Origin of the sequence: Plantactinospora sp. WMMB782 (assembly GCF_049179135.1) — a bacterium.
GTDB lineage: Bacteria > Actinomycetota > Actinomycetes > Mycobacteriales > Micromonosporaceae > Plantactinospora.
This window is the reverse complement of sequence record NZ_JBMHMC010000007.1, coordinates 4788087-4802308: the sequence shown is the minus strand read 5'-3', so window position 1 is coordinate 4802308 and position 14222 is coordinate 4788087. Positions and strand designations below refer to the sequence as shown.

At 73.9% G+C, this 14222-nt stretch carries 11 protein-coding genes and 1 pseudogene; 5 read left to right on the top strand and 7 right to left on the bottom strand.

Annotated features, from left to right (window positions below; all coding sequences use genetic code 11):
- Positions 1–12: 12 nt before the first annotated feature.
- Both dapA and thyX read right to left on the bottom strand, forming a co-directional pair.
- Positions 13–933, bottom strand: a complete 921-nt coding sequence (dapA, locus tag ACN28A_RS23785) for a 4-hydroxy-tetrahydrodipicolinate synthase (RefSeq protein ID WP_421398191.1) — start codon at positions 931–933, stop codon at positions 13–15.
- A gap of 46 nt (positions 934–979) precedes the next feature.
- Positions 980–1723, bottom strand: a complete 744-nt coding sequence (gene thyX / locus ACN28A_RS23780; RefSeq protein ID WP_421404612.1) for an FAD-dependent thymidylate synthase — start codon at positions 1721–1723, stop codon at positions 980–982.
- A gap of 810 nt (positions 1724–2533) precedes the next feature.
- On the opposite strand from thyX, the gene ACN28A_RS23775 reads away from it, so the two are divergent.
- Both ACN28A_RS23775 and ACN28A_RS23770 read left to right on the top strand, forming a co-directional pair.
- On the top strand, positions 2534–3856 hold the full coding sequence (locus ACN28A_RS23775) for a hypothetical protein (RefSeq protein ID WP_421398189.1): 1323 nt from the start codon (positions 2534–2536) through the stop codon (positions 3854–3856).
- 170 nt (positions 3857–4026) lie between these two features.
- Positions 4027–7428 (top strand): S8 family serine peptidase, encoded by a 3402-nt coding sequence (locus ACN28A_RS23770; RefSeq protein ID WP_421398187.1) that lies wholly within the window; start codon positions 4027–4029, stop codon positions 7426–7428.
- A 63-nt stretch (positions 7429–7491) separates the two neighbouring features.
- Here the strand turns inward: ACN28A_RS23770 and ACN28A_RS23765 are convergent, their stop codons facing one another.
- On the bottom strand, positions 7492–8187 hold the full coding sequence (locus ACN28A_RS23765) for a hypothetical protein (RefSeq protein ID WP_421398185.1): 696 nt from the start codon (positions 8185–8187) through the stop codon (positions 7492–7494).
- Positions 8188–8354: 167 nt separating this feature from the next.
- On the opposite strand from ACN28A_RS23765, the gene ACN28A_RS23760 reads away from it, so the two are divergent.
- Positions 8355–8756, top strand: coding sequence for a bleomycin resistance protein (locus ACN28A_RS23760; protein WP_421398183.1), 402 nt, complete (start codon positions 8355–8357; stop codon positions 8754–8756).
- Here ACN28A_RS23760 and ACN28A_RS23755 read toward each other — a convergent pair.
- Together ACN28A_RS23755 and ACN28A_RS23750 are read right to left on the bottom strand one after the other, a co-directional pair.
- Positions 8753–9331, bottom strand: coding sequence for a DUF2752 domain-containing protein (locus ACN28A_RS23755; RefSeq protein WP_421398182.1), 579 nt, complete (start codon positions 9329–9331; stop codon positions 8753–8755). The genes ACN28A_RS23760 and ACN28A_RS23755 overlap by 4 nt on opposite strands.
- Before the next feature lie 34 nt (positions 9332–9365).
- Positions 9366–10595 (bottom strand): winged helix-turn-helix domain-containing protein, encoded by a 1230-nt coding sequence (locus ACN28A_RS23750; protein ID WP_421398180.1) that lies wholly within the window; start codon positions 10593–10595, stop codon positions 9366–9368.
- A 72-nt stretch (positions 10596–10667) separates the two neighbouring features.
- Between ACN28A_RS23750 and ACN28A_RS23745 the strand changes: the two are divergent.
- Positions 10668–11108 (top strand): annotated as a pseudogene (locus ACN28A_RS23745) (GNAT family N-acetyltransferase); the annotation flags it as partial.
- A 9-nt stretch (positions 11109–11117) separates the two neighbouring features.
- Here the strand turns inward: ACN28A_RS23745 and ACN28A_RS23740 are convergent.
- Positions 11118–12422, bottom strand: coding sequence for a glycosyltransferase 87 family protein (locus tag ACN28A_RS23740; RefSeq protein ID WP_421398177.1), 1305 nt, complete (start codon positions 12420–12422; stop codon positions 11118–11120).
- Positions 12423–12457: 35 nt separating this feature from the next.
- Between ACN28A_RS23740 and ACN28A_RS23735 the strand changes: the two genes are divergently transcribed.
- Positions 12458–13057, top strand: coding sequence for a GNAT family N-acetyltransferase (locus ACN28A_RS23735; RefSeq protein ID WP_421398175.1), 600 nt, complete (start codon positions 12458–12460; stop codon positions 13055–13057).
- Positions 13058–13400: 343 nt separating this feature from the next.
- Here ACN28A_RS23735 and dapB read toward each other — a convergent pair whose 3' ends face one another.
- Positions 13401–14162, bottom strand: a complete 762-nt coding sequence (gene dapB, locus ACN28A_RS23730; protein WP_421398173.1) for a 4-hydroxy-tetrahydrodipicolinate reductase — start codon at positions 14160–14162, stop codon at positions 13401–13403.
- Positions 14163–14222: the final 60 nt, after the last annotated feature.

The window sequence follows — 14222 nt, the reverse complement described above, 5'->3', positions numbered from 1 at the left end:
CCCCGCGCGCGCTCACGGCAGCTCCAGCCCGGCGTCGGCGCAGTCGGCCCGCAACTGGGCGACCTCGTCGGCGGTTGCCTCCACCAGCGGTGGGCGCACCGGGCCGGCGGGCAGCCCCCGGGCGGCCAGGGCCGCCTTCACCAGGATGGTGCCCTGGGTGCGGAAGATGCCGGTGAACAGCGGCAGCAGCCGCCGGTGCAGGGCCAGCGCCTCGGCGGTGGCCCCCCGGTCGTACGCCTCGATCATCTGCTTGGCGAGCGCCCCGGTCAGGTGGGTGGAGGTGCCGACCAGGCCGATCCCGCCGATCGCCAGGGCGGGCAGCGTCAACGCGTCCTCGCCGGAGTAGTACGCCAGGTCGGTCCGGCCGGTCACCACCGAGCTGGCGACCAGGTCTCCCTTGGCGTCCTTCACCGCGACGATCCGCTCGTGCTCGGCGAGGCGCAGCAGGGTCTCGGTGGCGATCGCCACCCCACTGCGGTGCGGGATGTCGTAGAGCATCACCGGCAGCGCGGTGGCGTCGGCGACCGCGGTGAAGTGCCGGACCAGCCCGGCCTGCGGCGGCTTGTTGTAGTACGGCGTGACCACCAGCAGCCCGTGCGCCCCGACCTTCTCGGCGGCACCGGCCAGCTCGATGGTGTGCCGGGTGTCGTTGGTGCCGACCCCGGCGACCACCCGGGCCCGGTCGCCCACCGCCTCGACCACCGTGCGGACCAGCTGCTCCTTCTCCGCGTCGCTGGTGGTCGGCGACTCGCCGGTGGTCCCGTTCACGACAAGCGCGTCGTTGCCCTGCTCGTCCACCAGGTAGGCCGCGAGCCGGGCCGCACCGTCGAGATCCAGCGAGCCGTCGGTGGTGAACGGGGTCACCATCGCGGTGAGCAGACGGCCGAACGGGCGGGGTGCGGCCCGATCGGCGTTGACAGGGTGGTGGGTCATGCGAACAACCTATCGGACTGCCGCCGCCCGACCGGCGGGGAAGGGTTCAGGACAACTGGGCGTACGGGCTGGTGGCGATCTCGGTGCCGTCCGGCAGCGCGTTGATGGTGAAGTCGCCGAAGACGTTCGGGGCGACCCGCTGGAGTTGCCGCAGGCATTCGACGGCCAGCTCGCGGATCTCGACGTCCGCGCCCTCGGTGGCCCGCATCGCCACGAAGTGCCGCCAGGCGCGGTAGTTGCCGGTGACCACGATCCGGGTCTCGGTGGCGTTCGGCAGCACCGCCCGGGCGGCCTGCCGGGCCTGCTTGCGGCGCAGTGTCGGGTTCTCCACGTCGGCGAACCGCCGCTCCAGCCCCTCCAGCAGGTCGTTGTACGCCCGCAGGCTCGCCTCACCCGCCTCCACGAAGCGCTTGTGCAGCTCCGGGTCGTCGGCGATCACCGCCGGCTCCACCATCGCGGCCTCCCGCTCCGGCACGTACCGCTGGGAGAGCTGGGAGTAGGAGAAGTGCCGGTGCCGGACGAGTTCGTGGGTGAACGAGCGGGACACCCCGGTGAAGTAGAAGGTCACGCTGCCGTGCTCCAGCACGGAGAGGTGCTGGCTCTCCAGGATGTGCGTGAGATAGCCCGCGTTCGTCGCGGTGGCCGGGTTGGGCTTGCGCCACGACTGGTAACAGGCCCGGCCGGCGAACTCGGCGAGCGCCTGGCCGCCGTCCGCGTCGGTCGACCAGGGTACGTCCTCCGGGGGTTCGAAGTGCGTCCACGCGATGACCTTGACCTGGGGGACCACCATCTCCGGCATTCCTCGGACTCTAGTCCGCCCCCGCCGCCGGCCGGACGACCCCCTGCCGACCTGTCGGCCGGCACGTGGCGGAACAGTCGCCGGGGACGGCAGCGCGGCCACGGCGGACCGGGTCTCAGCGTTGGCCGGGGCGACGGGGGTCGGGGCGGCCGGGGCCAGGATGTGGGCGGGGGCCGAGAGGCGGTCGTGCGGGCCGGCGGCGGTGCCGTGGCCGGTACCCGGCGGGTGGACGGTCGCCGGCACCGTCCGGCCCGCTCGACCCGTCCGGCCCGCTCGACCCGTCCAGTCTGCTCGACCCGTCCGGCCCGCTCGACCCGTCCGGCCCGCTCGACCCGTCCGGCCCGCTCGACCCGTCCGGCGCGTCCGGCCCGCCGGGCCCACTCGGCCCGCTCGGCCGGCGCAGCCCGCCCGGCCCATTCGGTCCGCCCGGCGCCGGTTCGTCCGGGCGGGGCGCCGGGGGACGGCACCGGCGCAGCCAGGCCCGAGCGGTCGCGGTCGCCACGGCGGTCCCGAGGAGCAGCAACCCGGTCCCCCAGAGTCGGGCACGATGAGGCATTCTGTCATCGACCTTCCACGATCAGTGATCTTCCCAGTGGTGGTCCTGCCGCAACCGGCGCGGGCTTGCCGACCGGCCGGCGCGACAGGACCACGGCACGCCCGCCAGCCGAACCGACCGGCGAGGAACCGCAGGTACTCTCGCCGGCCCGTCGGCTGTCGGAAAAGAGCAACCGCGCCCTACCCCCGCGTTTCCGACAGCGCGCCGATTGTCGGGAACACCCACACCCGGCAAGGACGACCGACATGCCCCCCGGACCTCCCGGCATCGATGACGACACGATCCGCGCCCGCTGCGCCAGTACCGAGGCGGCGGCGTACACGCTCTACGTCCGGCGGCTGGCCGGCCGGCCGGAGCTGGCCGGCGGGCAGGCGGAGGTGCTGCGCAGGGCGGCTGCCCGGGGCGTACTGCCGGCCCGTTTCGGCAGGCAGACCCTCTCCGAGCACCTCTCCGGGCGCTACCGGCACGGGCCACCGTGGCAGACCACGGAGATGATCATCGAGTGCCTGCCGGCGGACGTACCCCGGGACCGCGTCCGGGCCGAGGCCGCCGCCCTGCACCGCCGGGCCGAGGCCGCCGCGGCACGGCACCGGCCCACCGCCCGGCAGTCCGCCCGGCGCCGGACAGCGGCGCACACGAGTGCCGACAAGCCCGGTCCCGGTTCCGACAAGCCCGGTCCCGGTTCCGACAAGTCCGGTCCCGGTTCCGACAAGTCCGGTCCCGGTTCCGACAAGTCCGCTTCCGGTTTTGACAAGCCCGGTCCCGGTTCTTCCGACAAGCCAGGTCCCGACAACCCGTCCGAGCCCGGTCGGACAGCGGCACGGATCAGCTCGGACGAAACCGGACCGGACAACCCGACCGAGCCCGACGGGCCGCCCCGCCCGGACGGCCCACCCCAGCCGGACGACGCCGGTGCGGGCCCGGCCGGTTCCGGCGGCTCCGTCGACCGCCGCCCGGTCCCGAACCGGGCCGGGCCGGGAGTACGCCGGCCGAACGCCCCCGGGCCGGGCCGGCACACCGCACCCCCGGCCGGGCGTACCCGGAACAGCGCACCGGTCGCCGACGGCAGGCCGGACGCCAACCAGCCCCGGGGGCAGTACGGGTCGGCAGCGGATCGGGGTGGGCCCGGCCGTGACGTCGCGGTCGACATCGCGGACCTGCGGGCCGACTGTGCCCGGCTGACGGTGCAGGTGCTGTTGCTCGGGGAGCACGGCGGCCGTCCGGACCACCGGGCCGCCGAGCTGTTCGCCGCGCTCCAGGGGCGGCAGCGCGGCCCGCTCGGCCAGCTCTCCCGGCACATCGCCCCGGCCGCGCCACTGCCGCTGCGTGCCCTGGCCCAGTACCTGTGCGTGTACGCCGAACTGGGGCGCTGCACCGTCACCGAACTGGCCGTCCGGACCGGGCTCTCCGTGTCGGCGGTGGCCGAGGTCCTCGCCGCCCGGCGGCCGCCGACCGAGACCGAGCTGCACGTCCTGGCCACCGTGCTCGGCGCGGACGCCGGGGTCGTCCGGCAGCTCGCCGGTTACGCCCGCGGCGTCCGGGCCGGCGGACCCGGGGCACACCGGTAGATCCACCCTGGCCAGTCCCGGTGATCCGGGGCCACCCGGTCCTTTTCGGACGATCGAGCCACCAGCTGATCATCTCAATCTATGGGCGTCAATGTTGCCGCTTCTTCGACGATGTGTTTCGGTCGATGTGCAGCCGTGCCGGTATGACCGGTATCCAGGGGAGGCACACCATGAATCCAGTTAAAAGGCTTACGTGGGGAGTAACGGGTCTCGCCCTGCTGATCACGTTCGCCGTACCGGGACCGCCGGCCGGCTCGGCTGCCCTGGCGGCACCGCCGGGACAGACCGGGCACGCGGCAGCGGCGCTGAACGGTCTCCCGGCACCGGCCGGCTCGCCGACCCCACCCGGAACCGGCCAGCCCGACCCGGCGGCGGGTACCGGCGCCCGGACGGTCAGCCTGGTCACCGGTGACCGGGTCACCGTCACCACCGACTCCAAGGCCAGCGTCGAGCCGGGACCCGGCCGGACCGACGTCGGGTTCCTCACCCGCCGGGTCGGCGACCGGCTGCACGTGATCCCCACCGACGCCCTCGCCCTGGTCCGGGGCGGGCGGCTGGACGAGCGGCTCTTCGACGTCACCGCCCTGCTGGAGTTCAACTACGACCGCCGGGGCGACCTGCCGCTGCTGGTGACGTACGCCGGTGCCGACGACCGGGCGCAGGGCGAGAGCGCGCTCGTCGGAGCCGGCGCCCGACTGGTCCGCAACCTGCCGCCGGTGGCCGGGCAGGCGGTGACGGTGGACCGGGACGGGCTGCCCCGGTTCTGGACCGGTCTGACCGGCGCCGAGCCGACCCGGCGCACCATGGCCGCGACGGTGCGCACCGTCTGGCTCGACGGACTGCGCCGGCCCGCCCTCGCCGAGAGTGTGCCCCAGGTCGGCGCGCCGGCCGCCTGGGCCGCCGGTTTCGACGGCAGCGGGGTGACGGTCGCCGTACTGGACACCGGGATCGACGAGACCCACCCCGATCTCGCCGGACAGGTGACCGGGCAGCGCAACTTCACCGACGGCGTCGAGGACGACCGGGACACCATCGGGCACGGCACCCACGTGGCCTCCACGGTGGCCGGTACCGGCGCGGCCCGGTTCACCGGCGTCGCACCCGGCGCCCGGCTGCTGGACGGCAAGGTCTGCGCGGCCAGCGGCTGCACCGAGTCGGCGATCATCGCCGGGATGCAGTGGGCGGCCGAGTCCGGCGCCCGGGTGGTGAACATGAGCCTGACCGGCACCGACACCCCCGTAATCGACCCGATCGAGCAGGCGCTGGGGCAGTTGACCGGGGCACACGACACCCTCTTCGTGGTCGCCGCCGGCAACATCCCCGGTGCCGGTACCGTCGGCTCGCCGGGCACCGCCGACGCCGCCCTGGCGGTCGGCGCGGTGAGCAAGTCCGACGGGCTGGCCGGCTTCTCCAGCCAGGGCCCCCGACTCGGCGACGGCGCCATCAAGCCCGACCTGACCGCGCCCGGTTTGGAGATCGTCGCCGCCCGCAGCGTCGACTCCGGGCCGGACGTGGCGGAAGGAAGCGGCATCGCCATGTCCGGCACCTCGATGGCCGCCCCGCACGTCGCCGGGGCCGCCGCGATCCTGGCTCAGCAACGCCCGGACCTGCCGGCACCCCGGCTCAAGGCGACGCTGATGGCCGCCGCCCGGCCCAACCCCGAACTCGGGGTCTTCGCCCAGGGCGCCGGCCGGCTCGACGTCGCCCGCGCCGTCGACCAGCAGGTCACCGCCGACCCGCCGAGCCTGAGCTTCGGCCGCCAGTCCTGGCCGCACGACGACGACACCCCGATCCGGCGTACGGTGCGCTACCACAACGCCGGCAGCACGCCGGTGACGATGCAGGTCGGGGTACGGGCGGTCGCGCCGGACGGCGTCGCCGTACCGGCCGGGATGTTCACGGTCACGCCGAGCAGCGTCACCGTGCCGGCCGGCGGCACCGCCGAGGCGACGGTCACCGCCGACACGGCCGGCAACGGTGGCCCGCTCGGGCAGCTCACCGGCCTGCTCACCGCGACCGTGAGCGGCGGTGGCGGCAGCGTGCCCACCCCGCTGGCGCTGGACCGCGAGGTGGAGAGCTACGACGTCAAGGTGGCGCACCTCGGCCACGCCGGCGAGCCGACCACCGGCTACCTGACCATGCTGGCCGGACTGGACGGGTCGCACGCGGTCTCGATGCCGGTCACCGGCGACGGCACGGCCACGCTGCGGGTGCCGAAGGGGCGCTACTCGGCCCTCACCGCCATCACCAGCCCACTCGACGGGGCCTACCTGACAAGCATCCTGGCCCAGCCGGAGCTGGACGTCGACGGCGACCGGAGCGTCGTCCTCGACGCCCGGCTGGGTCGGCCGCTCTCGGTGACCGTGCCGACCAGCGGTGCCCGGCAGGTCTTCGCCGAGCTGGCCACCAGCGTGCTGGCCGCCGGACGCACCGTCGAGGTCGGCACCCTCGGCAGCACCTTCGAGCGGCTCCGCACCGGCCGGGTCGGGCCGGACCGGGCCGCCGCCGGGTTCGTCTCCCGGACCACCGCCACCTTCGCCCCGCCGGAGCCGGCCGACCACTCGTACGCGTACCTGCTCTGCTGGCTGGACGAGGGGCGGATGGGCAGCGGCTTCACCCGGCAGGTGACCGCCGCCGAGCTGGCGACGGTCCGGGCCGACCACGGTCACGAGTCGTCCGGGAGCAGCGGCCGGAAACTCGCCTGGGCGGTGCTGCCGGAGTCGGTGATGGGCGGCTTCGCACACGCGATGACGTTCCCGCTGCCGTCGACCCGGACCGAGTACTACAACACCGACGGCCGGGCACAGTGGTTCCGGTCGGTCGACGAGACGACCGGCTCCGGTGCGGAGCAGGCGTACCTGACCAGCCTGGTGGCGCCGCCGATGACGTACCGGCCCGGACAGGCGTACCAGGAGCAGTGGAGTCGCGGGGTGTTCGGGCCGACGGTGGCGGCACCGCCGTACGAGCACCAGTGGGTGACCCGGCTCGGCGACACCCTCACCGTGCAGGCCCCGCTCTACGGCGACGGTGTCGGCCGGGCCGGCTTCTCCTCGCTCGCCACCGGACGGATAACCCTGGAACGTGACGGCAAGGTGGTCAGCGACCTCGACGGCCTGTACGGGACGATCGAACTGCCCCCGGAGACCGGCGACTACCGGCTGACGATGACGGCCGAACGCGGCGGCCCGGCAACTCTCTCCACCAGGGTCGGCGTCACCTGGACCTTCCGTTCCGGGCACGTCGACGGCGAGACCCCGAGCCGGTTGCCGATCTCCACCGTCCGCTTCTCGCCCCGGGTGGACAGCGACAACAGCACCCCGGCCGGGCAGACCGGCACCGTCCCGGTGACCGTGACGACCCAACCCGGGTCGGGAGCCGGCGCCAACGAGGAGCTGACCGTCGAGGTGTCCTACGACGACGGAGTCGGCTGGGCTCCGGCCGAGGTGACGGCCGGGCAGGCGGTACTGCGGCATCCGGCCGAGCCGGGATACGTCTCGCTGCGGGCCAGCGCCACCGACACCGCCGGGAACACGGTCACCCAGACGGTGATCCGGGCGTACAAAATCGGCTGACAGCGACGGAGCGGGGCGGTTGACGGACGGCCGGGCCACCGGGGCGGCCCGGTCGTCTCCTACTCAGCTGGGCGGCTCGACGAGGAGGGACCGCCGCTCGCTCCACAGCCAGTGCAGGTACTGCCGCAGCTCGTCCAGGCTGGCGACCCAGCCCCGCTGCTGGTAGCTGAGGATCCGGACCGCCTCGCCGGGAAGCAGCTCGTAGGCGCTCGCCCCGGTCTCCGGTACGGCGCTGCCCGGCGGGACCGGTGTCGGGTCGGGGACGAGGGGCACCCGCACACCCCGCCGGCCGAGCGCCTTGAGCACCGTGAGATAGACCCGGGGCAGGTGGTACGCGGAGACGCTGAGCCCGAGGCTCGCCAGGCCGAGCAGGTCGACCTGCTCGGCGATCCATCCCGCCTGTAGTCCGGTGTTGGGGGCCGGCTCGGCCTGTAGGTGCACGCCGTCGAGCCGGCGCAGGCCGAGCCCGCGCAGGTAGTCGAGGGTGATCTCGGTGTAGGTCTCCTCCGCCGGGTTGCCGTTCGCGACCAGTAGGTGGCCGATGTCCCGGTTGGTCTCCCAGCGCCGGATGGCGTGCCGCAGCCGGCCTTCCTCGCCCTGGCCGACCGGCACGACGAGGGCGTCGACGCGGTCGACGGCCGCCCGCGGTAGGGCCAGGATCGTCGTGAAGGCCGCCAGCACGTCGGTCAGCTGGGCGGCCGTGAAGCCGGCGAGATCTTCGGCCGGCGTCACCCGGCGGGGCAGTGTGGTCAGCGGCACCGGAGGTGGCTCTCCCGTCTCGGTTCTGGACCTGTGCGAACGTCGGTCCTGGACTTGCCTGGAACGCGTGCAGGTTAGCGTGCGGGTCGGTGCGTCGAGGTACGGTCCCGGAGATTCGTACCCCGAAATCCGGCGAGGATGCCGGGCCGACCGACTGGAGGACGCCGATGACCGGGCCTGTCACCTTCGACCGGGTCGCCCCGGTGGTGCCGGTACGCGACCTGGACGCCGCGCTCGACCGCTACCGGCGGCTGGGCTTCACCGTACGCCCGTACCCGGGTGGCGACCGGTACGGCTTCGTCGAGCGCGGTGCGGTCTGCCTGCACCTGACCGAGTGGGCCGATCACGATCCCGCCCGGACGGCCTCCGCGGTCTACCTCTACGTCTCGGACGCCGACGCCCTGCACGCCGCCTGGGCCGGGGCGGGCGTCGAGGGCAGGCTGGGCGAGGTGTACGAGACCCCCTACGGGCTGCGCGAGTTCGCCTTCGTCGACCCGGACGGGACGCTGCACCGGATCGGCTCCCCGAGCCCTACCGCCAGCACGGGCGTAGCAGGCCGGGCCGACTAGACGTAGAAGGCGTCGAAGGGGGCCCAGGGCAGGTTGCGCAGCACCGAGAAGACACCCCAGGCGGCCAGGAAGATGCCGATCGTCTTCGGAGTGATCTCCAGTTGCGGCAGCCGCCAGCCGAAGATCTGCTTCCCGGCCCAGGCGACGTAGAGGTAGAGCAGGAAGGGCAGGGCGAAGACGAAGAGCAGGTGGTGCCGGGCGGCTGCCGGCAGGTCGCCGTTCAGGACGTACCAGAAGGCACGGGTGCCGCCGCAGCCCGGACAGTCCAGCCCGGTGGTGAGCTTGAGGATGCAGGACGGGGCGGCGTCGGGAGCGCTGCGGGTCGGGTCGGTGAAGAGGGTGAAGCCGACGGCACCGGCCAGGCAGCCGAGCGCCGCCACCGGGGCGAGCCAGCGGGGTGCCCGCGCCTGGATCCGGTTGACGAACCGGGTGAGCCGGTCGGGTTCGGCGGCGGCGTACGGCGGCACCGCATAGCCCTGGTAGCCCGGATAGCTCTGGTAGCCCGGATAACCCGGATGGTCCGGGTGCCCGGTGCTCCCGGCAGGCTCGGACCGGGTCTCGTCAACGCTTGTCACACCGTCTCGTCCGTCACCGGTTCCGTCCACCACCTCACCGTACCGCGAGTGTGCCGGCGAGGGCGGTGGCGAGCGGCCCGGCCAGGTCTCCCCCGGCCGGCGGCGCCACCGCGGCCAGGCCGAGCCAACCGGCCAGCCGGTGCAACTCGGCGGCGAGCGCCCCGGCCGTCTCGACCGGGTCGGTGCCGGGCTCGGCCCAGGCCGCCGGCACCAGCAGTGTCCCGGTCTTGCGGTCGGCCTTCAGGTCGACCCGGGCGACGAACCGGTCGCCGAGCAGGAACGGCAGCACGTAGTAGCCGTGGACCCGCTGCGGGGCGGGCACGTAGATCTCGATCCGGTAGCTGAACCCGAAGAGGCGTTCGGTGCGGGACCGTTCCCAGATCAGCGGGTCGAAGGGGCTGACCAGGGTGCTGGCCCGGACCCACCGGGGCAGCCGGGCGTCCCGGTGCAGATAGGCCGGCAGCCGCCAGCCCCGCACGGTGACCGGGCGCAGCTCGCCCGCCTCGACCAGCTCGGCGAGGGCGGTCCGGGCGGCGGCGACCGGCAGCCGGAAGTAGTCCCGCAGCTCCGGCTCGGCCGCCACCCCGAGCGCCTGGGCCGCGATCCCGACCAGCTGCCGGTAGGCCTGCGCCGGCTCCGGGGTCGGGGTGGCCAGCACCTCCGGCGGCAGCACCCGCTCGGGTACGTCGTAGACCCGGGCGAAGGAGCTGTTCCGGGCGGCGGCGGTCAGCTCACCGGCCCAGAAGAGGTATTCGCAGGCGCGTTTGACCGCCGACCAGTTCCAGCCCCAGTTGCCGGTCTCCCGGGGGGCGTCGTGCTCGATCTCGGCGGCGGTCATCGGGCCACCGGCGCGTACCTCGTCGAGGACCCGGGCGACCAGGGCCGGCTGCTCGACCGCGATCCGGCGCATCCCGCCCCAGGCGTCGGTGTGCGCGGCGGCCATCCGCCAGCGCAGCGCCGGTTGCAGGTCGACCCGGACCAGTGACGCCTCGTGCCCCCAGTATTCGAAGACGTCCCGGGGGCGCCGGTAGGCGGACCGGTCCAGCAGCCCGGTCGGATAGGGCCCGAGCCGGCTGTAGAGGGGCAGGTAGTGCGCCCGTTGCAGGACGTTCACCGAGTCCATCTGGAGCAGCCCGAGCCGGCCGAGCACCCGGCGCAGGTGTCGGCGGGTCGGCACGGCTCCCGGAGCGGGGTCACCGAAGCCCTGGGCGGCCAGCGCGATCCGCCGGGCCTGGGACAGCGACAAAGATTCGGGTACGGCCATCGCTGTAGGACCCTAGCCGACAGGTCCGACACCGTGCTGGACCTGACCGCCGGAACCGGATAAAACCGTCATGTGCCAGCTATCAGTCCCGAACTTCCCGCCGACGCGCCGGCCATCGCCGAGGTGCACGTGCGCAGCTGGCAGGCGGGTTACGCCGAACTCATGCCCGCCGAGGTGCTGGCCCGGCTGAACGTCGCCGCCTGGGCACAGCGCCGCCGTGACCTCGGCACCGCCGAACCCGACCACCCGTTCCGGACCCTGGTGGCCCGGGACGGCGACGGCGAGGTGCTCGGCTTCTGCACCGCCGGGCCGTACCGGACCGAGCAGGACCCGGACCGCCTCGACCACCGGTACGCCGAGATCCTCGGCCTGCACGTCCGGCCCGACCGCTGGGGTGCCGGGGTGGGCCGGCGCCTGCTGGCCGCCTCCGTCGCCGAACTGACCGCCCGCGGCTGGACCGAACTGCGGCTCTGGGTACTCGCCGGCAACCTCCGGGCCCGCCGGTTCTACGAGCGGGCCGGGCTAGTCGCCGATGGCGAGCGGTCGACCTACGAACTGCAACGGTCGGGGGGACGGTCGCCGCTCGGGCTGCTCGAACTCCGCTACGCCGGCCGCCTCGGCGAGCTGGCTCGGACCCCGCACGGGTAGCACCAACAGCAGCGCGACGCTGATCCAGACATAGAAGTTGCTGCCCAGAAAGCCGAGCAGGCCGTCGAAGCGGCGCTCCCAGACCCAGACCAGCCGACTGATCAGCACCAGGTACGCGAAGACGGCGAACCGCAGCAGCCAGCGCCGCCGCCCGCTCCCGGCCGGGGCGGCGTACGCGTTGTCGACGAGCAGGATCAGCGCCGGGATCAGCCAGACCAGGTGGTGCACCCAGGTGACCGGGCTGACCAGGCTCTGCACCACGCCGGTCAGGGCCAGCCCGGTCGCCTCGTCACCGACCGCGGCCGTGGCCCGTACCCGCCAGATCCAGACCGCCACCGTGGCCGCCACCAGCGCCAGCCAGAGCACCGTGTTCGGATGGTCCGGATCCAGCCGGGCGACCACACCCTGCCAGGACTGGTTCGAGATGAACGACAGCGAACCGACCCGGTCGGTGTCCCAGAGTGCGGTGGTCCAGAACTCCCGGGACGCGTCCGGGGCGACCGCGGCGGCGACCAGGGTCGCCCCGGCGGCGCTGCCGCTGGCCACCAACGCCGCCCGCCAGCGCCCGGTGACCAGCAGGTAGACGATGAAGATGCCCGGGGTCAGCTTGATCGCCGTGGCCAGCCCGATCCCCACCCCGGCGAACCGGCGGTACCGTTCCGGCAGCCGCCGCCCGAACGGGGTGACCGGGGCGACCAGCCAGAGCAGGTCGGCGCCGACCAGGAAGAGCAGCAGCATGTTCACCTGGCCGAAGTTGACCGTCTCGCGCATCGGCTCGAAGGCCGCCGCCAGGCAGAGGGCGACGGCCAGGGTGAACCACCGGGTCCAGCCCGTCCGGCGGGCGATCGGGTCGACGAGCCACCAGATCAGCAGCGCGCTGGCCAGCACGGTCAGGAGAACGCTGATCACCATCGCCGCCGGCCAGTTCAGGTACGCCAGCGGCAGCATCACCAGCGCGGCGAACGGCGGATAGGTGAAGCCGTACTTGCTGTCCGGCTTGAGCCAGTCGTAGATCTGGCCGTCGGCGCGTACCCAGTGGTGCAGCGCCCCGTAGTAGACCCGCAGGTCGAAGAAGCCGTGCCGGGCGGCGGCCACGGAGAGGAACCCGGCGACCAGTACGGCGAGTGCGATCACGAACAGCACCTGGTACCGGGTACGCCAACCGGCACCCTGCGCCATTACCGCCCTCCCTGCCCTGCGTAGGCTTCCCACTCATGGCTCTCGGGTACGTCCGCCCGGCGCGTCCGTCAGACGCCGGCGAGATCGCACGCATCCAACTCGCGACCTGGCGGGTCGCGTACCGCAGGATGCTGCCCAAGCACGTGCTCGACAACCTGGACGAGGAGTGGCTCGGTCGCCGGTGGAGTGCGGCGGTCGAGGCGCCACCCTCCGAACGGCACCGCGTCCTGGTCGCCGTCGAGCAGGCCGAACAATCGTATCTGGTGGGATTTGCCGCATCCGGGCCCCCCGACGAGCAGGCGCTTGCCCCGCAGGAACCAGCCGAGGCGCTCGGTCCTGGTGTGGTCGCCGTGACGGACCTGCTGGTCGAGCCGCGCTGGGGGCGGCGCGGGCACGGCAGCCGGCTGCTCGCCGCCAGCGTCGACCTGTGGCGTACCGACGGCTTCGACACGGCGGTGGCCTGGGCGTTCGACGCCGACGCCGCGACCCGGAAGTTCCTCGGCGGTGCCGGCTGGGAACCGGACGGCGCCGCCCGGGCGCTCGACGTCGACGACCTGCTGGTCCCGCAGCTCCGGCTGCACGTCTCGCTCGCCGCCGAACCACCGGAGCCGGGGTCGGAGCCGGCGCCGGGCTGAGCCAGCCCCGGGCCGGGCTGAGCCGGGCCGGCTGAGCCGAGCCGGGCTGAGCCGAGCCGGGCCGAGCCGGGCCGGCTGAGCCGAGCCGAGCCGGGCCGAGCCGGCCGGGCCGGGCCGGGCCGGGCCGACGCGACGGGGGCAGTGCGGGCCGTCGGGACAGAGGACCTTCCGACGAGACTGTCGAGCTGCCCCGCTGATGCGCCCGACCGGCCGCGCGGCACAGTGCCCCGCTTGTGCACCCAGCTCGACAGCCTGCGCGACAGACTTCTCCGCCCAGGCCGGAAGCCTGGTCAGTCAGCAATTGGCCGGCCGCGCGGCAGACCCGGGCCCCGCAAGCGGGACCTCAGTCCAGCAGCGGGTCGATGCCGACGGTCAGCCCGGGGCGGTGCGGCACCGCGCGCACCGCCAGCAGTACGCCGGGCATGAACGACGCCCGGTCGTACGAATCGTGCCGGATGGTCAACGTCTCACCGGCGGTACCGAACAGCACCTCCTGGTGCGCGACCAGGCCGGTCGCCCGGACCGCGTGCACGCGTACCCCGTCGACGTCGGCGCCGCGTGCACCCGGCAGCTCGTCCTTGGTGGCGTCCGGCACGGCGCCGAGGCCGGCCTCGGCGCGGGCCTGGGCGATCAACCGGGCGGTGTGCGTGGCGGTGCCACTGGGCGCGTCGAGCTTCTTCGGATGGTGCTGCTCGACGATCTCGACCGACTCGAAGTACCGGGCCGCCCGCGCCGCGAACTGCATCATCAGCACCGCACCGATGCCGAAGTTCGGCGCGATCAGCACGCCCACCCCGCGACGGTCGGCGAGCCAGTCGCGCACCTGGTCGAGCCGCTGGCCGGTGAAGCCGCTGGTGCCGACGACCACGTGGATGCCCTGCTCGACGCACCAGCGCAGGTTGCCCAGCACCGCGTCCGGGTTGGTGAAGTCGACCACCACCTCGGCGCCCGCGTCGGCCACGGCGGAGAGCGGGTCGTCCTGGTCGACCCTGGCCACCAGGTCGAGGCCCTCGGCCGCCTCCACCGCCCGGCACACCTCGAGACCCATCCGGCCCCGGGCACCCAGCACGCCGACCCGCAGCGGCCGGCCCGTCGCGTCGTTCACAGCTTCACGCTCGTCGCTCACGGGCCACAACCTATCCCACCGCGACACCGACCCAGGCTG

Coding starts and splice junctions, on each gene's coding strand:
- dapA (WP_421398191.1), bottom strand. CDS start 933: ATGACCCACCACCCTGTCAACGCCGATCGGGCCGCACCCCGCCCGTTC.
- thyX (WP_421404612.1), bottom strand. CDS start 1,723: ATGGTGGTCCCCCAGGTCAAGGTCATCGCGTGGACGCACTTCGAACCC.
- ACN28A_RS23775 (WP_421398189.1), top strand. CDS start 2,534: ATGCCCCCCGGACCTCCCGGCATCGATGACGACACGATCCGCGCCCGC.
- ACN28A_RS23770 (WP_421398187.1), top strand. CDS start 4,027: ATGAATCCAGTTAAAAGGCTTACGTGGGGAGTAACGGGTCTCGCCCTG.
- ACN28A_RS23760 (WP_421398183.1), top strand. CDS start 8,355: ATGACCGGGCCTGTCACCTTCGACCGGGTCGCCCCGGTGGTGCCGGTA.
- ACN28A_RS23750 (WP_421398180.1), bottom strand. CDS start 10,595: ATGGCCGTACCCGAATCTTTGTCGCTGTCCCAGGCCCGGCGGATCGCG.
- ACN28A_RS23740 (WP_421398177.1), bottom strand. CDS start 12,422: ATGGCGCAGGGTGCCGGTTGGCGTACCCGGTACCAGGTGCTGTTCGTG.
- ACN28A_RS23735 (WP_421398175.1), top strand. CDS start 12,458: ATGGCTCTCGGGTACGTCCGCCCGGCGCGTCCGTCAGACGCCGGCGAG.